The sequence below is a fragment of the Myxococcus sp. CA040A genome, assembly GCF_013336725.1.
Lineage (GTDB): Bacteria > Myxococcota > Myxococcia > Myxococcales > Myxococcaceae > Myxococcus > Myxococcus llanfairpwllgwyngyllgogerychwyrndrobwllllantysiliogogogochensis.
This window is the reverse complement of sequence record NZ_JABUMR010000003.1, coordinates 391,398-411,782: the sequence shown is the minus strand read 5'-3', so window position 1 is coordinate 411,782 and position 20,385 is coordinate 391,398. Positions and strand designations below refer to the sequence as shown.

The window sequence follows — 20,385 nt, the reverse complement described above, 5'->3', positions numbered from 1 at the left end:
GGCGCACCTGGGTAGCGTTTCCCGCGTGGCTGGCCGCTGAGCAGCCAGCCAGGCGTGGAGCCCGGGCAACACGGTTGCACGAGCAGGCTACGTTTCGCGCATCCACTCCGAGCCGGTGACGACGGGCAGTTGCAGGGCGCGCTCGCGGTCCAGGTCCAGGTTGCCGACGTGCAGCGACAGGGGCGACTGCACCCACTTGTAGATGGACTGCGTGAAGAGGCGGACGAACTTGTCCACGTAACCGCCGAGCCGTGCCGCCTCCACCTCCGGGAACATGGGCGTCAGCGCCTGGAGCATCTCCGAGGGCGTGAGCTTCTCGCTCGCGAACAGGTAGAAGCACGCATCGAGGATGGGGAAGGGCATCAGCTCCTCCTCACCCACCTGGTTGTGCGCCAGCTCCGGGCCCGCGGGCTTGGCGAGCACCTTGCGGATGCCCTCGTAGCCCGTCACCTCCTGGAGGTAGTCCAAGAGGTACATCACCACCGTCTTGGGCAGGTTGGAGATGACGGCGAGCGCGCCCATCAGGTCTCCACCGATGGTGGTGTAGCCCACGGACTTCTCGCTCATGTTGCCCGTCTGGAGGAACAGGCCGCCGCAGGAGTTGCTCCAGTTCCACATGCGCTGGGCGCGCAGGCGGGCCTGGATGTTCTGCTCGGTAATCGGCGTGACGGGGACACCGCCCAGCATCCGCGCGGCCACGTCGCGCTCGCGCTCGAAGGCCTCGTCGATGGAGACCACCTGGAAGGCCACGCCCAGCTCGCGGGCAATCGTCTCCGCCGCGTCGCGGGTGGAGTCGCTGGAGAAGCGACTGGGCATGTAGAACGCCTGGATGAGCGAGCCGGGGTTCTCCGGCCGCGCGCGCTTCGCGTAGCGGTGGGCGATGAGCAGCGTCAACAGCGAGTCACGGCCGCCGGACAGGGCGATGCCCAGCACCTTGAAGGCGCGCGTCTTCTCGAAGTAGTCGCCCACGCCCAGCGACAGCGCGTCGAGGATGTCCTCGCACAGCGCCTCGCGCGCGGGCCGGCGCTTGTCCGGGGTCGGCAGGAAGAAGCTGCGGTGCGCGGGCACGGGGTACGTCAGGGACTCGCGCCGGGTGCGCACCGCGTCGGTGCAGTCCAGCACCGCGGTGCCCTGGCCGCCGGTGGTCAGCCACGCCTCGCGGTCCACGCGCCACGTGGTGGCCTCGCCGCGCAGGCGCAGGGTGCGGTCCAGGTCCACGACGGCGGAGGCGAAGCCCTCCTGGAAGCGCGGCGTCTCCATGACGTGGCGGCCGTTCTGGTTGAGGAAGCCGCCGCCGTCGAAGATGAGGCCGTCGTTGCTGCCCACCGCGTTGCAGTAGGCGATGGTGCACTGGTGGTCGGCGGCGCGGGTGGCGATGAGCTCGCGGCGCGTCTCCACGAAGCCCAGCCGGAAGGGCGAGGCGGAGATGTTCACCACCAGCTCCGCGCCGGAGTACGTGCGCCGGCGCATGGGGCCGTCCGCGCTCCAGATGTCCTCGCAGACCTCCGGCGCGACGAGGCCGAAGTCGAACTGGAAGAGGTAGTCGCCCAGCGGCACGCCCCGGTAGCGCTCCTTCATGCCGGGCTGGCCGCGGCCGAACGTCCGCGCCTCATAGAAGACGCTGTAGGTCGGCAGCTTCTCCTTGGGGACGAGGCCCAGCACGCGGCCTCCGGCGACCACCGCCGCGCAGTTGAGGCGCTGTCCCTGGAGGGCCACGCCCACGCCGACGACGAAGACGGTGGAAAGCGCGGCCGTCTCGCGCGCGAAGCGCTCCAGCTCCGGCCACTGTCGGTCGATGAAGCCCTGCCACTGGACCATGTCCTCGGCGGGGTAGCCGGCGAGGAGCTGCTCCTGGAAGACGCCCACGGTGACGCCGTCCTCGGACATCCGCTTCGCCAGGACGAGGGCCCGGTCCGTGTTGCGAACGAAGGCTCCGACGGTGGTGTTGACGCTGGCGATGCCGACTTTCACGAGCCGCATGATTCTCCCGCTCCCCTTTCGCTTCCGACGCGGGGCTCAGCAATGCTCGGAGCGACGCACAAGGCAAGCCCCAAGCCCCGGGGCGCACGGGGGGGTCAGTTCAGCGGGCCCAGGGGCCGCACGGGCTGGAGCCGGGCGATGAGCTCGCCCACGTCCTCCAGCACCGCCTCCAGCCTGCGCTTCACGTCCAGCTCCGCGAGGAGCTGTTGGCGCCGCTCGGCCTCCGGGCTGATGGCGGAGGCCACCACGTCCGCGAGCTTTCCGCCCGCCGCACGGGCCGTCACGGGCAGCAGGTTCTCCGCGAACGTCGGCGGCACGCGCCCGGCCAGTTCGAAGACGGCCTGACGCAGCCGCTCCTCCTCCGGCCCCTGATACGGGAGGTCCGGCAGCGACAGCGCCTGCACCTCTCGGTACGCCTTGTCCGTGGTCAGCTCGGTGACCATGCGGATGCGGCTGACGCCTTGGAGGAGGATGTTGTAGCGCCCCTCCTCCACCTCTTCGTCCCAGACGATGACGCCGGCGCACATGATGGACTGCATCGGCGGCCGGCCCTCGTACTTGCCCTCCCAGCCGTCCTCCAACTGGGCCAGCGCCACCACGCGGTCCGTCGCGAGCGCGTCCTTCACCATGGCCCGGTAGCGCGGCTCGAAGATGTGAAGGGGGATGACGGTATGGGGGAAGAGCACCGCCGACGGCAGCGGGAAGACCTTCAGCGCACTGGCGGCGGCGCGCTCGACGCGTTCTTGGGCGGTCATGTCGGGCATCCTTACCCGTGTTGATAAGCCTCTCGGGCGCCCGTCGCACCGCAAACCCGCGTCCCACCGCGGCCCGCACCGGAGGGGCCGGGCACAACCCACTGGATTCGCAGGGACTTTCCGTCGGGACGCCCCTTCGACGACTACCGTGCGCGCGGGCGGCCAGCCCCTCCATTCCAGGCCCGCATCGCCACCTCCACCAGGCCGAGCAGCTCCGCCTCGCTCGCGCCGTCCTGCGCCTGGATGGACATGCCCTGGACGACGGCGCCGAAATACCGCGCGAGGGCCCCCGCGTCCGTCTCCGGGGGCAGCTCCCCGGCGGCGATTCCCCGGGCAATGCGCTCGCGAACCAGCTTCACCGCGTTCGAGCGGAGGCCCGCGACGAGGTCGGCGACGGGCTGGTGGGCCTCCGCGCACCGGAGGACACCCGTCGAAATCATGCACCCGGGCGGCTGCTTGCGGCGGGTGAAGGCCCGGGCCGACTCCCGGAGCACCCGCTCGATGGCGCCCCGCGCGGTCGGCTCCTCGGTGAGCGCCAGCCACGTGTGGGCCCCGGGGCCCTGCTGGTAGCGCTCCAGCACGCGCCGGTAGAGGCCCTCCTTGGAGCCGAAGGCCGCGTAGAGGCTGGGCGCGGTGATGCCCATGGCGCCGGTGAGGTCCGCCACCGACGCGCCCTCGTAACCCAGCCGCCAGAACACCTCCACGGCCAGGTCCAGGGCCTTCGTCTCATCGAACTCGCGGGGCCTTCCGCGCGGCCGGGGCCGAGGGGCGATGTCGCTTTTCATAACGCTCACTATTGAAATCAGGGAATGGGCTTCCTATTTATAAAACACTCGCTACATAAATAGGAGTTCCGCCCAATGCATTCCGCCATCGCCACCTTCCTGGTGGCCGCAGGTCTTGGTGTCTCTCCCGCAACGTCCGTGAAGCCGGAGCCGCGCGCCGCCGAGGCGACCGCCCGACCGGGCGCTGTCGTCGTGAGTCCTGAATCGAGCGCCCTCGCGGCGAGCCTGGACCCGGTCATCGACAAGGCGCTCGCGGACCAGCGCATCGTCGGGGCCGTCGTCATCGTCGCGAAGGACGGAGAGGTCATCTACCGGCGCGCCGCGGGCTTCGAGGACCGCGAGGCGAAGAAGGCCCTGCGAGAGGACGCGGTGTTCCGACTGGCGTCCATGACGAAGCCGCTCGTCTCCGTCGCGGCGCTCGCCCTCATCGACCAGGGCAAGCTGTCCCTGGAGGACCCCGTCACGAAGTGGCTGCCCACGTTCCGTCCCAGGCTTCCGGATGGACGTGAGCCCGTCATCACCGTGCGGCACCTACTCACGCACACGGCGGGACTGACCTATGGCTTCAACCAGCCAGCGCAGGGGGCCTATCAAAAGGCCCAGGTCTCCGACGGGCTCGACAACCCTCCCGGGCTCACGCTGGAGGAGAACCTGCGTCGCCTCGCCACCGCCCCACTGGCCTCGGAGCCTGGGGAGAAGTGGGCCTACTCGTTGGCCACGGACGTCCTGGGCGCCGTCGTCGCGAGCGCGGGAGGCGCGCCGCTGCCCCAGGTCGTCTCACGGCTCGTCACGCAGCCGCTCGGATTGAAGGACACGGGCTTCCGCGTCAGTGACGTCTCGCGGCTCGCGACGCCGTACGCGGACGGAAAGCCTGTCCCCGTGCGCATGGGCAAGACCTTCGACATCCCCTTTGGCGCGGGCGTGGTCCACTACACCCCGAGCCGGGCCCTGGACACGCGTGCCTTCCCTTCCGGGGGCGCGGGCATGGTGGGGACGGCGAGCGACTACGTGAAGTTCCTGGAGGCCCTGCGCAAGGGCGGGGCGCCGGTGTTGAAGCAGACCACCGTCGAGCAACTGGGCTCCATCCACGTGGGCCCGGAGTCGCAACCGCAGGGACCGGGCTGGGGCTGGGGACTCGCCTCGGCGGTGCTCATCGACCCGGCCCCGACCCACAGCCCCCAGTCGGCGGGGACGTGGCAGTGGGGTGGCGCGTACGGACACAACTGGTTCGTGGACCCGCAGCGGGGACTCACCGTGGTGGCGCTGACCAACACCGCGCTGGAGGGCATGTCGGGCGGGTTCCCCGGCGCCGTTCGTGATGCGGTGTACGCAGCCGACAAGGCTCCCGCGAAGAAGCCCTGAATTGGGGACGGACGCTCCTTCAGGCCTGTCGGCGAAACGCGCCCGGTGTCATGCCCACCCAGCGTCGGAACGCCTTGCCGAAGGAGCTCTCCGTCTCGTAGCCCACGGCACGAGCCACCTCCGCCATCGCGACGTCCCGGCCGCGCATCAGCACCATGGCCCGGTGCATGCGCCACCGGCCGATGTACGCCAGCGGCGCTTCACCCACGAGCGACTTGAAGCGCTCCGCGAACACCGAGCGCGACATGCCAGCGAGCCGGGCGAGCCCCTCCAGCGTCCACGGGGCCTCGGGATTCTCGTGGACGCGCTGGAGCACCGCGCCGATGCGCGGGTCGACGAGCGCTCGCAGCCAGCCGCCCTCCCCAGAGGACGACTCCAGGTGCGCGCGCAAGGCCTGCACGAAGAGGACATCCGCGAGGCGGCTCACCACCGTCTCATGTCCAGGCTGCCTGGCCTCGATTTCGGAGGCCACGAAGCGCAGCGTCGACTCCAGCCACCTCGGGGACTTGGGGTCATCCGCCCGGACGTGGAGCAGCGTCGGCAGGTGCCTTACCAACGGGCTGAGTGTCTCGCCCTCGAAGGTGAAGGAGCCCACCACCAGCGTCACCGCCTCGCCACCTCCGCCGTAGTGCAACAGGCCTCCGCAGCGAATGGGCGTTCGCGTCGCATAGACCTCCGCGATGGGCAGCACGCGCGTGCCACGGCGGTCCTTCAAGGTGAACTTCACGTTGGCGGGGACGAAGACGAAGTCTCCGCCCGCGAGTGACAGCTCCCGCTCGTCCGTGGACAGCAGGCAACTGCCGCGCATCACCGCGTAGAAGAGCGGGAGCGGAGAGCCGTCGATGCGCATGCCCCACGGAGCCGTCAGCTCGTAGCGCGCGTGCACACGGCTGCGCAGGTGCACGCCCTGGAGCACGTCCGCGAGGACATCGAGCCCGGGCTTTTCGCCGGACGGTTGGACGAGAGAAACGGACTTCTGGCGCATGTTCGTCCTTTCACCCAGGACTATAGGTCCACTCACGCGGCGGGCGGGGAAGCGCGAGCCTCCCTACCCCACGGCCCGCCGTCCAGGAGACAGACCTCATGAGAGCCATTCGCCTGCACAAGTTCGGCGGACCCGAGGAGTTGCGCCTCGACGACGTGCCCACCCCCACCCCCGGAGAGGGCGAGGTGCGCATCCGCGTGCACGCCGCGGGACTCAACTTCACCGACATGGGCCAGCGGGAGGGCCGCATGCCCGGCACGCCGCCGCTGCCCTTCGTCCCGGGCCTGGAGGCCGCTGGAGTCGTGGATGCCGTGGGACCTGGCGTCCAGGGCCTCACGAAAGGAACGCGCGTCGTCGCGGTCCTCCCCAATCAAGGCGCCTTCGCGGGATACGCCATCGCGCCGACGGCGACCGTGCTCGCCCTTCCCGACGCGGTCTCCTTCGAACAGGCGGTCTGCCTGCCCGCGCAGGCCCCCACCGCGCTGCTCGGACTGAGGGAGGGTGCGCGACTGCGTGAGGGCGAATCCGTCTACATCCCGTCCGCCGCGGGAGGAGTGGGGACGTTCCTCGTGCAGTTCGCGAAGCGGATGGGAGCGGCGCGCGTCATCGGTGGCGTGAGCCAGGACGCCAAGCGGGACGTCGTCCTGCGCCTGGGCGCCGATGCCGTCGTGGACACGTCCCAGCCGGACTGGCCCGCCCGGGTCCGCGAGGCCACGGGTGGACTCGGCGCGGACATCGTCTTCGTGGCGGGCGGCGGAGAGCTTCCCGGCAGGAGCCTTCAGGCCCTCGCCTTCCGGGGACGGCTGGTGCTGTTCGGCGCGGAGAGCATGTTCGACACGCAGTGGAGCCGGGAGCAGATGACCGGAATGCTGGCCCAGAACCAGGCCATCATCGGCTTCGCCACCTTCACCCTGCCCTTCGAACTTCGGCAGGCGGCGCTCCGTGAAGCGCTCTCGCTCGTCGAGCGAGGTCAGCTCCAGGCGGTCATCGGACAGACCTTCCCGCTCGAAGCAGTCGCCCAGGCACATCGGGCGATGGCGGAGCGGAGCACCACCGGCAAGGTCGTCATCCGCATCGACTGAGCGTCCAGGCCCGCACCAGGGCCCAACTCAATACGGTATCACAGAAACTAGAACATCGCGGCTGCCAGTGTACCCCGCACTCACTCCTGGATTAAACAGGATTTGTATTCCTGTCTGGGAGGTCTCACCTTGAACAAGAAGTTCATCATGTGGGGGAGCTGTGTCGGCGCCCTGGTGCTGTCGGCTTGCGGCGAAGCACCGGGTGGGGCCGAGGTGTCCTCGAGGGCCTCGGCGCTGGACGATGGGCTCGTCAATGTCACCTTGAACAAGCCCGCGACGGCGTCCCATACCCAGTTGGACCCTCAGCATTTCCTTCCACAGTACGCGGTGGATGGAAACATCACGTCGGACGACTCGCGGTGGTGCACGGGTGAGTACATCTACGCGCCGCGATATCTCGACATCGACCTGCAGGGGACGTTCGACCTGCACCGCGCGGAGGTCTACACGGGCTACCAGAGCACGAAGCCCATCGCGAACTTCGACCTGCTCTACCATGACGGGACGTCCTGGCAGCCCATCCCTGGCGCGGCCAGGACGGGCAACACCAGCGTGGCGGTCTCCACGACGTTCACCCAGGTGGTGCGCGGTCAGAAGGTCCGCTTCCTCTGCAACGAGCCCGGCACCTCGAACTGCCGCGTGAAGGAGGTCTGGGTCTTCGGTGCGCCCGCCACCCCTGGCGCCAATCAAGCGCCCGTGGCCAACGCGGGCGCGGACCGGAGCCTGGTGCTTCCCACCTCCAGCCTCACCCTCACGGGCTCGGGCACGGACTCGGATGGGACCATCACCACGTACGCCTGGACGCAGGTCAGTGGCGCCACCGCGACCGTGAGCGGCGCGAACACCTCCACGCTGGCCGTCAACGGCCTCGCTGCTGGAACCTTCGTCTTCCGCCACACCGTCACCGATGACGACGGCGCCACCCACTCGGACGACATGACGGTGACAGTGACCACGGCGCCCGTGGCCAACGCGGGCGCGGACCGGAGCCTGGTGCTTCCCACGTCCAGCCTCACGCTCACCGGAACCGGTACGGATGCGGATGGCACCATCGCTTCCTACGCGTGGACCCAGGTCAGCGGCACCACCGCGACCCTGAGCGGCGCGAGCACCGCCACGCTGGCCATCAGTGGGCTTTCGGCGGGGGCCTTCGTCTTCCGCCTCACCGTCACCGACGACGACGGAGCAACCCACTCCGACGACGTGACGGTGACCGTCACCAATGCCCCACCGAATCAGGCGCCCGTGGCCAACGCGGGTACGGACCGCACCGTGGTGCTGCCCAACGCGGGCATCACCCTCACGGGCTCGGGCACGGACTCGGATGGCAACATCGCGTCCTATTCGTGGACCCAGGTGAGCGGCCCCACGGCCTCATTGAGTGGCGCGAACACCCCGTCACTCTCCGTCAGCGGGCTCGCCGTCGGCACGCTGGTCTTCCGCCTCACCGTCACCGATGACGATGGCGCGACTCACGCGGACACCGCGACGGTGACCGTCACGAACGCCAGCACCCTCACCAACGTGGCGCGACTCAAGCCGGCTGTCGCCATGCACACCAGCGGCTCGAACGTCGCGGCGCGCGCCACCGATGACAACCTCTCCACCCGCTGGGAGTCCGTCTACGCCAACAAGCCAGGCACCTATCTCGACGTCGACCTCCAGGGTGCCTACGAAATCCACAGCGCGGAGGTGCATCTGTCCTTCTCCACGGACTCCTCCGCCGCGATGACGAACTTCGACCTCCAGGCATGGGACGGTGGCTGCTGGAAGACCATTCCCGGCTCCTCCGTGCGGAACAATCCGGGGGCCACCACCCTCAAGAACGTGACCTTCACCGCACCCGTCATCGCCAGCAAGGTTCGCCTGCTCTGCCTGGACAGCGATGGGGACGAAAACGAGCCCTGCCTCGTGCGGGAACTGAAGGTCATGGGCAAGCCCGCCACCACGTCTACGGGCCCCCTCGCCTGCACCGCCGGAGAGCAGATCGCCGTGCGCGACTCGCGCTACTCGTACGCGCTGTTCCTCCCCTCTGGCTACAACGCGGACCGGAACGCTCGCTGGCCCCTCATCATTTCGCTCCCTGGGACCGGCGGCGTGATGCTCACGAATGACCACCTGTCGGTGTCCAGCAACGCGGAGGGTCTCGCCTGGAATCTGAACTCCAGCACCTATCGCGCGAGCTTCGGCGCCATCGCCGTGTCCCTCCACTACTGGAAGGCCGGCCGCAGTGGGGATGCCTACTTCACCGTGAGCACCGTCATGGCGATGCTCGAGGACCTGAAGCGGGACTACCTGGTGGACACGGACCGCGTGTACTTCACCGGCTTCAGCGGCGGCGCCAACGTCCTCTACGACTCCGCCGGCCTTCCCGTCTACATGTCGAAGGTCGCCGCCTTCGTCCCCATCGCCGTCACGAGCACGCCCACGAACGTCGCCAACATCTGCAACCTGCGCACCCTGCCCACCTGGCCCTTCCATGGGGGCTCGGACTCCCAGGGTGGAGCGGACAAGTCGACGGGCCTGAAGACGATGCTGGAGACGCAGTGCGGAGGCACCACCAGCGCGATGCTCAGCCCCACCGTCTATCCCGGCGTGGGCCACTCGAACACGCTGTGGCAGAACGCCTACGCGACGCCCGCCCTCTGGACCTGGCTCTTCCAGCAGCGCATCAGCAACCGGCAGTAACCGCTTCCGCCGGGTGGCGCCGCCCTCAGTGGCGTGCGCCGCCCGCGCGGGCGACCACGGGCCCGTCGTCCTCGTCTTGAGCGGCGAGCGTGTCCAGCGCCGCATCCACCGAGGCCATCAGCACCTCCGGCCGCACGGGCTTCTCCAGCACGAGGTTCGGCACCGTCTCGATGAAGTCTCGCGTCTCCGCCGTGTACGCCCCGCCGGAGATGAACACCATCCGCCGAGTCAGCTCCGGCGCCACCACGCCCAGCCGTCGGTAGAGCGTGGCGCCATCGACCTCCGGCATCTGCAAGTCACACAGGATGACGTCGTAGCGATGCCCCGCCGACACCAGCGCCAGGGCCTCGCTGCCTCGCGTCGTCATCACGACGTCGTGGTACGGCTCGAGCAACAGCCGCATCGACTGCGCCAGCCGGGGCTCGTCATCCACCACCAGCACGCGCCCACGTCGACCCGTGGAGGGCACCGCGGGCTTTCCACGCGCCACCGGCCGGGGTGGCACCTCCATCTGCACCGGCGCCGCGGGCAGCAGCACGGTGAAGACGGAGCCCTTGCCCTCCTCGCTGCGCACCTCCAGCTCGCCGCCGTGCGTGCGGACAATCTGCTGACAGATGGCCAGGCCCAACCCGGTGCCTTCCCCGGTGGGCTTGGTGGTGAAGAAGGGCTCGAAGATGCGCGCCATCACCTGCGCGGAGATGCCCATGCCCGTGTCCACCACGTCCACGCGGGCCCGGCCCGATGCGTCCGTGCTGGTGCGCACGCGCACCTCGTGCAGCGTCGGATTGCCCTCGGGCACCGCCTGCATCGCGTTGACGAGCAGGTTGAGCAGCACCTGCCCCAGCCGCGCCTCGCTGCCCAGCACCTTCGGCACCGGGCCGAACTCCTCCACCAGCCGCGCGCGGTGGCGCAGCGCATGGCTGATGATGCGCACCGCCGGGGGCACCAGCGCGTTGAGGTCCACCAGCGTCCGGTCCTGGTCTCCCTGACGGCTGAACACCTGCAGGTCGCGGACGATGAGGCGGATGCGCTCGGCGCCCTCCAGCGCGCCGCGCACGCTCGACTGCGCGTCCCGCTGCCCCAGCATCCCGCCTTCCGACAGTGCGCGCGTGGCGGCTTCCAGGTTCAACACCAGGTAGGCCAGCGGGTTGTTGATTTCGTGCCCCACTCCGGCCGCCAGCGTCCCCACCGCGGCGACACGCTCGGCCGCCACCAGTCGCGCCTGGAGTTCCTTGGTGGCGGTGATGTCCCGGTGGGTCGCCACGAAGTGCGACACGTCTCCGCCCGTGGCGCGCACCGGCGACAGCAGCACCTCCGTCGAGACGAGGCGGCCATCCTTGCGCGGCACCGTCACCTCCACGCAGAGCGACTCGCCCGCCAGCAACGCCGCGTTCAGGCGCTGGCACAGCCGGGGGTCCTGCTCCCCATACATCTTGCACGGGTCCTGCTCCACCAGCTCTTCCGGAGGCCGGCCCAGCAGCAGGCTCAGCGCCTCGTTGGCGAACACGGTCCGCAGCCTGCCGGGGCCCTCCACCTCCGCGATGAAGACGCCCTCGTGCACACCCCTCACGGTGGTGGCGAGCAGTTGGAGCTTCTCCACCGCGCGCCGTCGCTCCTCGCTCGCCGCCGCCAGCAACTGCCCCGTCACCGCGTTGACGACGACGAAGAGCTGGAGCACGAGCAGGTCCTGCGCCACGTTGCCCGAGGAGAATGGCCCCTGCCCTCGCACCGTGCCGAAGATGGCGACCGTGGAGATGGCCAGCGTCGCCGCCGCCGCGCCCCGAGGCCCGAAGCGCAGCGCCGCCATCGCCGACATCGGGAAGAGCAGGAAGCTGGCCGCGTGCGCGAAGCCGGGCTGCGCGTTCCGGAAGAGGAAGACGCTCGCGCCCAGCACGGTGGTCAGCCCCGCCAGCGCCACCGCCTCGCCCAGCCGGTGCGGCCAGGTGGGGCGGCTCAGCAGCAAGAGCGGCGGCGCCACGACGAGCACGCCCATCAAGTCCCCCACCCACCACACCCAGACCGCGCGGCCCAACAGCTCCCACGGCAGCGCGCCGCCCAACAGCAGGCACAGCGGCCCCACCAGCGAGCTCACACCAGTACAGACCGCACCCGCGCCCACGCAGAGCACGACGACGTCACGGATGCGTGACAGGTCCGAGCCCATGCGCAGCCGCCGCGTCAGCGCCGCCCCCAGCACGGTGGCCAGCGTGTTCCCCGCCGCCACCCCCAGGGCCACCGACAGCGGCACCCCCGTGGACGCGGTCGCCAGGAACGCGCCGATGACGATGCCGGGCCACAGCAGGGGACCGCGCAGAATCAGCGCCGCCAGCGCCACCCCCGTGGGCGGCCAGACAGGGCTGACATTTCCTCCCACGGTGGACAGGGACAGGCCGAGCCGGGCGACGGCGAGATAAACGCCCGCCAGGACAAGCATCTCCAAGAGATGCCGTCCGCGAAGCGCGCGTGCGCTGGCTCGAATCAGCCCGATGATGATGACCGTCCCCCCGGTAGACCCGTCCGCCGACCCGACGGGTTCACAAAGTGGAGTGCATGGTAGCGGGCCAGGCCCGGTATTGCACCTTCCCCCCGTCGCGCAGGGCAGGCAAGCGTCCAGGAGCCGATAGGTCGGAAGCTCCGGCGGATGCAATCGCTTCGGCGGGGGTGCGTAGGGAAGAACAAGGAGGAGGTACCTAGACGATGTCGCGACCCGGAATCGCAGCCCTGCTGTCCTTTCTGATCCCCGGTGTGGGGCAGATCTACAACGGCGACATTCTGCGCGGTGTCTTCTGGCTCATCGTCACCCCGGGCTTCTGGATTGGCACCGGAGGGTGCCTGGGCTGGGTGTGCCACATCATTTCCGCCGCCACCGCGCACAACCGGGCGGAGGACAAAGAGAAATACCGCGTGACCATCGTCTAGCGACGAGGCTCGCGGGGCGCGGGGCGGCTCACAGGGGTGGTCGGCCCGCGCTTTTTTCTTCCGCTCAGCGAGAGAACAGCAGGATGAAAGTCGGTATCGCGGCGACCAGCACCCCCGCGATGAGCGCGAGCACCTGCTGCACGAAGAACACGTCCTCCAGCGTCTCCACCAGCGCGCCCTCCAGCCGGTCCACGGCGAGCGTCTCCAGCCCTCGCACCGCCGTCGCGGTGTCGGGTGCGGTGAGCACCGTGCGCAGGGCGACGGCGCCCAGGACACGGTAGGACTGCTCCATGAGGAAGCGCTCCAGGCGCTCCGTGCGGGAGGGCGGCCCGGTGCGCTCCTCGGGAAGCTCGCGCAGTTGCTCGGCCACGGAGTGCTCGATGGCTTGGATCAGCTCCTTGCGACCGAGCGGCCCCGTGCTTCGCAAACGCCGGGCGACATGGAGCGCCGCGGGCTTGAGCACCGCGTAGGCGTACCCCATCCAGCCGCGCTCCTGTGCCTCCTGGGCGAGCCGCGAGCCGACCCCGTTGAGCATCAGGGCGTACCCGCCCGCCAGGGCCAGCGCGAATGGCGTGAGCCCCAGGCTGAGGGCTTCCAGCCAGCCAGGTGTCGGCGGCATGCCGAGCCAGCGCGGCGCCAGGACGAAGGTCCCCGCCAGGGCGAGCCCGAAGGCGCCGAAGAGGAAGAAGCCCTTCACCGCGCCCCACAGGCCCGAGCCCAGCAACGCGGGCACCACGCCCACGAGCATCCGCAATCCCGCGCGCGCCACGTCCTTCATGACGCGGCGCTGGTTCGTGGGAGGGGCCTCGGTCATTGGGTCCGGCTCGGACGACGTCGACACCGCCATGACGCGGCGCTGGTTCGTGAGAGGGGCCTCGGTCATTGGGTCCGGCTCGGACGACGTCGACACCGCGTCCAGCGGCTCGGCCGTGGTGCTCACCGCCAGCATCGAATCACTGGACGGAAGCGCCGTGTCGAGCTGTCCGAAGGGACTCCGCTCCATCGACACCGCATTCACGGCGGCCTCTTCCGCGCCTGGCACTCCCGACGGTGCGGACTGCATCGTCGGAGCCTGAGAGCCCGTGTTCGTTTTCGCGGACACGCTCACGCCACACGCTCCCGTGGCGACGTGTCCGCGTTCAGCTCCGCCAGGGCCCACCGGTCCACGTCCTCCGGCGACGGAGCCCGTGGCAGTGGCACCTTCACGTCCCGCCGCCTGCGCCACCACAGCAGGAGCGCCGCGCCGCCCAGGAGAACCGCGCCCAGCATGAGCCGGGGCAACAGCCACGCCATCGTCCCGGGCCGTGGGGACTCACGCTCCGCCCACCAGGCATTCCAGCTCCCCGAGGCCGCGAGCACGGCGGGAAACAGGGCTGCTGTCACCAGCTCCTTCTGCCCGGGGCCCGGAACGAGCGCCATCAGCCCGAGCCACACCGCGGCGATCCACAGCAACATCCGGCCGAGGCGGAACTTCGACAAACTCAGCAGGACATTCGCACCGGGCGGAGGGCCCTGGGTGTTCAAGTGATGCACCTCACGGCCCCATCGTAAGGGCCGGGGGCGAGAGGTGAAAGCCACGGCCCGTGCACACGGCTCCGGGCTCGGGACGCACAGATTCCCCGCGAAGGACCCCAAGGCCACCGCTCCGACGCACTCTTCCGTCCAGCCGTCGACGCAGGGCTAGAACCCAGGCGCCTCAGCACGACGTGACGGCGACGCGCTCCCATGCGGGCGGATAGCGCGTCACCAGGCCCAGCTCATCTGTCTCCAGTTCGGCGACGAAGCTGCCGCCCCGGCTCTCGTACCGGAAGCGCGAGGGCGACAGCCGCGTGTAGCGCTGCGGCAGCGGCAACAGCGCCAGGTCCGGCATGCGCACCCACGCGGCCGTCACGTCGCTCGACTGCCCCACTTCCAGCGACAGCCGACGGATGGGCAACGTGTTCGTCGAGGGCGTGAAACCCAGGTCCACGTCCGTGCAGCCCCTGTACTGGGGGACCTCCTCGTCGCCGCACCACCAGCGTCGCTGCTCGTCCGCACGGAGGACGAGCGACTGTGACGTGCCGCCCCGGCGCAGCAGGATGCGCGCCTCCCGGGTCAGCCATCGTGAGTCGCACGCGACGGAGTACTCCGCGAGGAACGGCGCCCCCTCCTCCGCGACCACCACGGAGCCCACCAGCTCCCAGCCACCGTCGAGCTCACGCAGCTCGCAGTACTCGCTCCCGGGCTGGTCCTGGCGCGTCCATTGCCACGCGCGGAGACACCGCCGCTTCGAGTCCGGGTTCGCATCGCCCAGGGGAAAGGTCATGAGGAGTGCTCGCGGAAGAAGAGCGTCGGCGCCTCGCCGAAGTCGAGTGGACCCTAGGCATCGACGGCCGGGTCGTCTTGCTCATTCTTGCGCTCATTGTTCGCGAGCACACCCCGCCCATGCTGGCCGTGTCCCCGCTGCCCGAGACACGCGGGCCCGCTCAGACGCTCGCCGAGCGAAGCGCCGTGAGCAGCTCCTGGGCCGTCGTGGCCACCGCGCGCGCACCGTGCGCATGCAGCTCCTCCGCGTCCCGGAAGCCCCACGTCACGCCCACGCCGTACATGCCCGCCGCGCGCGCCGTGTCCATGTCCACGGCCGTGTCGCCCACGAAGCCGCACACGCCAGGGGCCAGCTCCAGCTCCGCCGCCATCCCCAGCACCGCCGTCGGGTCCGGCTTGCGAGGCACGCCCGGCCGCTCGCCGTACACCCGCGCGAAGGCCACACCCGGCAACAGCCGCTCCACCAGCCGCTTCACGAAGCTGTCCGACTTGTTGCTCAGCACGCCCATCACCACGCCCTCTTCCGCGAGCGTCGCCAGCAGCGCGGGGATGCCGGGGTAGGACGCCGTCCTATCGAAGAGGTGCTCGTCGTAGTACGCGCGATACGTCTCCAGCACCGGCGCGGCCAGGTCCTCGCGGCCCGCGGGCACCGCCCTGCGCGCCAGCTCCCTGACTCCCTCACCGACGAAGCGGCGATAGGCGGGCTCTGGATGCGTGGGCAGGCCGTGGTGCGCCAGCGCGTGGTTCATCGCGTCGGCGATGTCCCCCAGCGAATCCACCAAGGTCCCATCGAGGTCGAAGAAGACGGCACGAAGCTGCATGAGATGAGGTCTCCGGAAAAAACAAAAACGCCCCGGCCGAATGGGCCAGGGCGTTCAGGGCTTCGAGGCCCATTCAGCAATCGCTCAGGGCGTGACGGCCGCGGTGGTGGCGTCGTCCGGTCCGGCGACGGTCATCACCGCGAAGTTGATGTTGTTGTAGCCGGCCGTGGCGCAGCTGAACATCACCCGCTTGATGATGGCGTACTCCACATCCTTGTGCGCCTGGATGTTGATGTCGCCCTTGAACGTGTTGGCGTCGTCGTTCGCCATCGCGTGCAGGTCCTCGAACTGCTTCTTCATGTCCCGCAGCTTCTCTTCCAGCGCGGGGATGTTGAGGTACTCGTCCTTGGAGAAGTCCTCCACGCGGCCGACGATGGTGCCGGACACGCTCACCTGCTCGCCGGACACCATGACGACCGGGTGCATCTCCACTTCCTGGACGTGGACCGCCTCTGGAAGCTGGATGTCCTTGGTCATCATCAGCACCTCACCCGTCGCGGAGAAGTTCGCGATGAGGAAGAGCACGATGATGACGAACATGTCGACCAACGGGGTGATGAGCAGGTCGGCGTAGCCGTTGCGCTTCCCGTGGACGCCGTGCCCGAACACCTTGGAGTGCTGGAGGCGCTTGCCAAACCGCTTGCCTGGAACCTTGATGGCCATGACTGAGAGTGGCTCCGTGCTCGGCTAGCCCATCGCCGCGGACACCGACACCTGGGGCAACCCAGAGCCGATGCACTCGTCGATGATGCGGACCAGGTCCTCGTAGCGGACCTTGTCTTCGGGCTGAAGGGTGATGGCTGTCTGGTCCGGAAGCTGCGCCTTCAACTCCTTGAAGCGCGCCACCAGCTTGGACAGGTCCGTCTTGCCCTTGCCGTCCTTGGTGAGGGGGATGGGGTCGAACGTGCTCTGGTCCGCCGACAGCCGAAGCTCCGACGGGGTGATGAGCAGCGTCAGTTGAACCGTCTTGGTCTCCGTCGGCGGCTGCTCCTCCTCCGTGGAGGGACCTCCCGCCTGGGAAACTTGAAGTCGGCCAATCTGAGTCCAGACCGCCGTCATGATGAGGAAGCTGATGGTCACTGCCATCAGGTCGATGAATGCGGTCAGGTTGATGGCGGTATCGAGCGGCTTCTTGCCACCCTTACCACCTTGCCCTGTGTCCATTCCGCCGGCCATGGCGTTCTCCTCCTACGGCCCCGCGCGGTGAAGCGCGGCAAGAGACTGAAAGGGGCGCGCCGTTGTCCCCACGCTATGTGGGGGACAGGACAGCGCGCCCGGGTTCCGGGTTCCCTCCAGGGAGCCCGACTCAGTCGTCGTGGTGGTCCCGAGCGGCGGGGACGTTCAGGTTCTTGAACTTGTCCTTGTTCGCCACGATGAGGTTCAGCACGGAGACGCTGGTCTCGTTGATGTCGTTCACCAGCGACTGGGTGCGGCCCATCAGCACGGAGAAGGCGATGAGGCACGGAATGGCCGTCACCAGCCCGAAGCCCGTGCAGTTCATGGCTTCGGAAATACCGTTGGCGAGAATGGTCGCCTTGTCGGCCGGGTTCACGTTCGCCACGGCCTCGAAGCAGGAGATGAGACCCGACACGGTGCCGAGCAGACCGGCGAGCATGGCCGCGTTGCCGAGCATCGCCAGGTAGCCGCTGCGGGCCTCCAGGCGGGGCGTCTCGCGCAGGGTGGCCTCGTCCAGCGCCGCCTGCACTTCGTCCTGGCCCTTGGGGACGTTCATCAGGCCGGCCTTGATGACGCTCGTCAGCGGCGTCGACTTCTGGCCCGCCACGTAGTTGATGGCCTTGTCCAGGTCACCCGCGTAGATGTGCTTCTTGAGTCCACGGAGGAAGGCTTCCTTGTTGATGGACGCCTTGCCGAAGAGAATGATCGTGCGCTCGACCATGATGGACAGGGCCACCACGAGACAAGCGGCGATGGGATACATACCCCACTGACCGGCCTCCCAGCGCCTGGCGACCTCTTCGAAGAAGCCCCGCTCGGGACCACCAGCGTTCGCGAGCACGGCCAGATTCGTCAAAAACCCCAGGTTCATCGCGTCTTGCCTCCACGGCGGCTTGGCCCGGCGCTCCGGACCTTCCAGAACCTGTCGCCCCCCCGGGCGTGCGCCCCAGAGATATGGGCGGCAGGAATGGATGTTGAAAACGGTGGTGCCGACTTTAGGAATGGCTGTCTGGGGTGTCAAGGCAGGGGCCCTGGCGTTAAGTGCTGAAATCTCACAGGAATTTTGCGCTGGAGTACCCCTTGCCAGCATGGACTCCAGGCAGCAGTACGGGCCTTTTGGGGGGCTTCCCAAGAAGGGGGCGTTGTGTCAGCGCGCGCTTCCGAGCCCAGGGAACGCATGCTAATGCCGGCGCATGGCGAGGAAGCGCATTGGCGAGCTGCTGCTGGAGCAGCGGGCGATCAGCGTCGCCCAGCTCGAGGCGGGGCTCGCGGCCCACCGGAAGTCAGGGCAGCGGTTGGGGGCGACACTCATCGCCCAGGGAGCGATCACCGAGGCGACGCTTTCGAGCGCGCTGAGTCAGGCGCTCGGGATGCCGCAGGTGGACCTGGCGGCGGTGACTCCGGAGTGGGCGGCGGTGCACATGCTGCGCCCCCGCTTCTGCGAGCAGCACGACCTGTTCCCCATCGCACTGGAGAGCGTGGGCGGGCGGCGGCAGCTCGTCGTCGCGATGAGTGATCCACTCAACGTACCGGCGGTGGAGGAGATCGAGTTCACCACCGGACTCAAGGTGAGCGTGCGCGTGGCGGCGCTGTCCGCCGTGCGGGGCGCCATCCTGCGCTACTACCACAAGGTCCCCGTGGCTCCGGCGAGTGGCACGGCCGCGAAGCCCGCGCCGTCCGCACGCGCGCGCCCCATCGCCGCGCCCGCGACGAAGCCCGCTGCGTCGGCCCCGCCGCCTGGCGAGCCTGACGAGGACGAGGATGAGGTCATCGTCGGCGAGGAGCTGCCGCCCGGTGAGACGACCCAGCGCACCTCGCTCGCGGAGTTGATCCGCACGCGGGAGGAGCAGCGCAAGCAGAAGCGCGAGCAGGCCGCGGCGAAGCCCAAGCCCGCGTCGGGTGGCGGGGTGCTCGACGACCTGGACTACCTCTTCGGGCAGGCCCGCGAGGACCCGGACCGCGTGGAGGAGCTGGAGCGCAAGTTCTGGGCGCTGATGCGCATCATGGCGCGCAAGGGGCTGCTGTCGAACGAGGAGTTCAGCCGCGAGCTGGACGACGAGGGCGAGGACAAGGGCGGCTGAACCGCGCTGCTCGTGCCCTGGGTGCTGGCGTGACACGGCGGGCTCGGTCGTCCGCCGGCTCGCCTGGGGTATTCGGGGGCGTGGGTGTCGGAGGCTGAAACCGACTTCGGGGCTGGCGCGTAAGGGAGGGAGAACCCCCGCGCGGCGGGCGTGTCCGGAGAGGCTCCAGCCCATGTCGTCCGTCATCGTCACCTCACGCTCATCCCGTTCCCCTTCCTGGGGCGCGCCAGGGCGCCTGCTGTTATCCATGGCCTTCGCGGTGCTCGCGGCATGCACCCAGGCGAGCGGCGCGGCCACTGGCGGCGCGGGCACGCTCGAAGCAGGGACGCGCTCCACGGCGGGGGATTCCCGCCGCTACGAGAAGCCCGCCGACGCGGAGCTGCGCCGCACCCTCTCCCCGACTGCGTACGAAGTGACGCAGAAGGAGGCGACCGAGCCGCCGTTCCGCAACGCGTACTGGAACCACCACGAGGAGGGGCTCTACGTCGACGTCGTCACCGGCGAGCCGCTGTTCTCCTCCAAGGACAAGTTCGACTCCGGCACGGGCTGGCCCAGCTTCACGCGTCCGATTGACGCGGCCCACGTGGTGGAGAAGCGGGACTCGAGCCTGGGCATGGCGCGCGTCGAGGTCCGCTCGAAGGCGGGAGATTCCCACCTGGGCCACCTGTTCGACGACGGTCCCCAGCCCACGGGGCAGCGCTACTGCATCAACTCCGCGTCCCTGCGCTTCGTGCCGGTGAACGACCTGGAGAAACAAGGGTACGGCGAGTGGTTGACGCTGTTCGGCCGCAAGCCGGTGAGCGCGACGCCCGCGAAGGTCGACCTGAACAAGGCGCTCGCCGCGTCGGGGGTGACGGAGACGGCGCTGCTGGCGGGAGGTTGTTTCTGGGGGATGGAGGACCTGCTCCGCAAGATTCCGGGCGTGCTCCAGACAGACGTCGGCTACACGGGCGGCGGCTTGGAGAAGCCGACGTATCAAGACGTGAGCTCGGGACGGACGGGACACGCGGAGTCGGTGCGCGTCGTGTTCGACCCGAAGGTGTTGAGCTTCGCCACGCTGCTGGAGGACTGGTTCTTCCGCATGCACGACCCGACGACGCTCAACCGCCAGGGCAACGACGTGGGCACGCAGTATCGCTCGGCCATCTTCGTGCTGTCCGACGAGCAGCGCCGCGTCGCCGAGGAAGTGAAGACCCGCGTCAACGCCTCCGGGAAATGGAAGCGCCCTGTCGTCACCCAGGTGGTTCAAGCAGGCGAGTTCACGCCCGCCGAGAGCTACCACCAGGACTACCTCGTGAAGAATCCAGGCGGATACACCTGCCATTACATGAGGGACTGAGAAACAGGGGCACCGGCCGAGTGATACAAGTCTCGTATCCCGGGGAAAGCGCGGGGAGGGACCCGGCTCGCGACACCGAGTCGGGGCGACAGGCGTGTCTCCGAGGCA

At 69.1% G+C, this 20,385-nt stretch carries 18 protein-coding genes; 6 read left to right on the top strand and 12 right to left on the bottom strand.

The genetic code is table 11. The features are described 5' to 3' along the window. Nucleotides 1–87: 87 nt before the first annotated feature. The 3 genes from nadE to HUA75_RS13945 all read right to left on the bottom strand — a co-directional run bounded on the left by nadE (nucleotide 88) and on the right by HUA75_RS13945 (nucleotide 3,520). Nucleotides 88–1,980: an NAD(+) synthase gene (gene nadE / locus HUA75_RS13955; RefSeq protein WP_174486682.1), complete on the bottom strand. Its 1,893-nt coding sequence runs from the start codon at nucleotides 1,978–1,980 to the stop codon at nucleotides 88–90. Between the two features lie 95 nt (nucleotides 1,981–2,075). Then, nucleotides 2,076–2,735 (bottom strand): LON peptidase substrate-binding domain-containing protein, encoded by a 660-nt coding sequence (locus HUA75_RS13950; RefSeq protein WP_141642161.1) that lies wholly within the window; start codon nucleotides 2,733–2,735, stop codon nucleotides 2,076–2,078. Between the two features lie 143 nt (nucleotides 2,736–2,878). Continuing rightward, the gene (locus HUA75_RS13945) at nucleotides 2,879–3,520 is read right to left on the bottom strand and encodes a TetR/AcrR family transcriptional regulator (protein WP_174476090.1); all 642 of its coding nucleotides are present in this window, start codon (nucleotides 3,518–3,520) and stop codon (nucleotides 2,879–2,881) included. 75 nt (nucleotides 3,521–3,595) lie between these two features. Here HUA75_RS13945 and HUA75_RS13940 point away from each other — a divergent pair, with 75 nt between their 5' ends. Further along, complete coding sequence (locus HUA75_RS13940; RefSeq protein ID WP_174486681.1) at nucleotides 3,596–4,882, top strand: serine hydrolase; 1,287 nt, start codon at nucleotides 3,596–3,598, stop codon at nucleotides 4,880–4,882. A gap of 19 nt (nucleotides 4,883–4,901) precedes the next feature. Here HUA75_RS13940 and HUA75_RS13935 read toward each other — a convergent pair whose 3' ends face one another. Then, nucleotides 4,902–5,867 (bottom strand): AraC family transcriptional regulator, encoded by a 966-nt coding sequence (locus HUA75_RS13935; RefSeq protein ID WP_141642164.1) that lies wholly within the window; start codon nucleotides 5,865–5,867, stop codon nucleotides 4,902–4,904. A gap of 98 nt (nucleotides 5,868–5,965) precedes the next feature. Between HUA75_RS13935 and HUA75_RS13930 the strand changes: the two genes are divergently transcribed. After that, nucleotides 5,966–6,949: an NADPH:quinone oxidoreductase family protein gene (locus HUA75_RS13930; RefSeq protein WP_174486680.1), complete on the top strand. Its 984-nt coding sequence runs from the start codon at nucleotides 5,966–5,968 to the stop codon at nucleotides 6,947–6,949. 129 nt (nucleotides 6,950–7,078) lie between these two features. Beyond that, nucleotides 7,079–9,637, top strand: a complete 2,559-nt coding sequence (locus tag HUA75_RS13925) for a discoidin domain-containing protein (protein WP_174486679.1) — start codon at nucleotides 7,079–7,081, stop codon at nucleotides 9,635–9,637. A gap of 25 nt (nucleotides 9,638–9,662) precedes the next feature. On the opposite strand, the gene HUA75_RS13920 is transcribed toward HUA75_RS13925, so the two are convergent. After that, nucleotides 9,663–12,071: an MASE1 domain-containing protein gene (locus tag HUA75_RS13920; protein WP_174487025.1), complete on the bottom strand. Its 2,409-nt coding sequence runs from the start codon at nucleotides 12,069–12,071 to the stop codon at nucleotides 9,663–9,665. Between the two features lie 263 nt (nucleotides 12,072–12,334). Between HUA75_RS13920 and HUA75_RS13915 the strand changes: the two genes are divergently transcribed. Then, nucleotides 12,335–12,556: a hypothetical protein gene (locus HUA75_RS13915; protein WP_141642167.1), complete on the top strand. Its 222-nt coding sequence runs from the start codon at nucleotides 12,335–12,337 to the stop codon at nucleotides 12,554–12,556. 64 nt (nucleotides 12,557–12,620) lie between these two features. Here HUA75_RS13915 and HUA75_RS13910 read toward each other — a convergent pair whose 3' ends face one another. From HUA75_RS13910 to HUA75_RS13880, 7 genes are all read right to left on the bottom strand, one after another. Beyond that, the gene (locus tag HUA75_RS13910; RefSeq protein ID WP_254627564.1) at nucleotides 12,621–13,658 is read right to left on the bottom strand and encodes a hypothetical protein; all 1,038 of its coding nucleotides are present in this window, start codon (nucleotides 13,656–13,658) and stop codon (nucleotides 12,621–12,623) included. 2 nt (nucleotides 13,659–13,660) lie between these two features. Further along, entirely contained in the window at nucleotides 13,661–14,080 is a 420-nt protein-coding gene (locus HUA75_RS13905) for a hypothetical protein (RefSeq protein WP_174486678.1), read from the bottom strand. Between the two features lie 172 nt (nucleotides 14,081–14,252). Further along, entirely contained in the window at nucleotides 14,253–14,861 is a 609-nt protein-coding gene (locus tag HUA75_RS13900; protein ID WP_174486677.1) for a putative glycolipid-binding domain-containing protein, read from the bottom strand. Between the two features lie 160 nt (nucleotides 14,862–15,021). Then, nucleotides 15,022–15,681 carry an HAD family hydrolase gene (locus HUA75_RS13895; RefSeq protein ID WP_174486676.1) on the bottom strand — a complete coding sequence of 220 codons (660 nt, stop codon included), beginning with the start codon at nucleotides 15,679–15,681 and terminating at the stop codon, nucleotides 15,022–15,024. Nucleotides 15,682–15,765: 84 nt separating this feature from the next. Further along, a complete protein-coding gene (locus HUA75_RS13890; protein ID WP_141642171.1) occupies nucleotides 15,766–16,344 on the bottom strand; it encodes a biopolymer transporter ExbD in 579 nt (192 codons plus the stop codon). 24 nt (nucleotides 16,345–16,368) lie between these two features. Then, nucleotides 16,369–16,857, bottom strand: coding sequence for a biopolymer transporter ExbD (locus tag HUA75_RS13885; protein ID WP_141642172.1), 489 nt, complete (start codon nucleotides 16,855–16,857; stop codon nucleotides 16,369–16,371). Nucleotides 16,858–16,987: 130 nt separating this feature from the next. Next, entirely contained in the window at nucleotides 16,988–17,728 is a 741-nt protein-coding gene (locus HUA75_RS13880; protein ID WP_141642173.1) for a MotA/TolQ/ExbB proton channel family protein, read from the bottom strand. A gap of 322 nt (nucleotides 17,729–18,050) precedes the next feature. Between HUA75_RS13880 and HUA75_RS13875 the strand changes: the two genes are divergently transcribed. After that, a complete protein-coding gene (locus HUA75_RS13875; protein ID WP_174486675.1) occupies nucleotides 18,051–18,938 on the top strand; it encodes a general secretion pathway protein GspE in 888 nt (295 codons plus the stop codon). 172 nt (nucleotides 18,939–19,110) lie between these two features. After that, on the top strand, nucleotides 19,111–20,277 hold the full coding sequence (locus tag HUA75_RS13870; RefSeq protein ID WP_306440871.1) for a bifunctional methionine sulfoxide reductase B/A protein: 1,167 nt from the start codon (nucleotides 19,111–19,113) through the stop codon (nucleotides 20,275–20,277). Nucleotides 20,278–20,385 lie beyond the last annotated feature (108 nt).

Bases quoted from the DNA above. Each gene is read 5' to 3' on its own strand.
- nadE (WP_174486682.1), bottom strand. From the start codon at position 1,980: ATGCGGCTCGTGAAAGTCGGCATCGCCAGCGTCAACACCACCGTCGGA.
- HUA75_RS13950 (WP_141642161.1), bottom strand. From the start codon at position 2,735: ATGACCGCCCAAGAACGCGTCGAGCGCGCCGCCGCCAGTGCGCTGAAG.
- HUA75_RS13945 (WP_174476090.1), bottom strand. From the start codon at position 3,520: ATGAAAAGCGACATCGCCCCTCGGCCCCGGCCGCGCGGAAGGCCCCGC.
- HUA75_RS13940 (WP_174486681.1), top strand. From the start codon at position 3,596: ATGCATTCCGCCATCGCCACCTTCCTGGTGGCCGCAGGTCTTGGTGTC.
- HUA75_RS13935 (WP_141642164.1), bottom strand. From the start codon at position 5,867: ATGCGCCAGAAGTCCGTTTCTCTCGTCCAACCGTCCGGCGAAAAGCCC.
- HUA75_RS13930 (WP_174486680.1), top strand. From the start codon at position 5,966: ATGAGAGCCATTCGCCTGCACAAGTTCGGCGGACCCGAGGAGTTGCGC.
- HUA75_RS13920 (WP_174487025.1), bottom strand. From the start codon at position 12,071: ATGCTTGTCCTGGCGGGCGTTTATCTCGCCGTCGCCCGGCTCGGCCTG.
- HUA75_RS13915 (WP_141642167.1), top strand. From the start codon at position 12,335: ATGTCGCGACCCGGAATCGCAGCCCTGCTGTCCTTTCTGATCCCCGGT.
- HUA75_RS13900 (WP_174486677.1), bottom strand. From the start codon at position 14,861: ATGACCTTTCCCCTGGGCGATGCGAACCCGGACTCGAAGCGGCGGTGT.
- HUA75_RS13895 (WP_174486676.1), bottom strand. From the start codon at position 15,681: ATGCAGCTTCGTGCCGTCTTCTTCGACCTCGATGGGACCTTGGTGGAT.
- HUA75_RS13890 (WP_141642171.1), bottom strand. From the start codon at position 16,344: ATGGCCATCAAGGTTCCAGGCAAGCGGTTTGGCAAGCGCCTCCAGCAC.
- HUA75_RS13885 (WP_141642172.1), bottom strand. From the start codon at position 16,857: ATGGCCGGCGGAATGGACACAGGGCAAGGTGGTAAGGGTGGCAAGAAG.
- HUA75_RS13880 (WP_141642173.1), bottom strand. From the start codon at position 17,728: ATGAACCTGGGGTTTTTGACGAATCTGGCCGTGCTCGCGAACGCTGGT.
- HUA75_RS13875 (WP_174486675.1), top strand. From the start codon at position 18,051: ATGGCGAGGAAGCGCATTGGCGAGCTGCTGCTGGAGCAGCGGGCGATC.
- HUA75_RS13870 (WP_306440871.1), top strand. From the start codon at position 19,111: ATGTCGTCCGTCATCGTCACCTCACGCTCATCCCGTTCCCCTTCCTGG.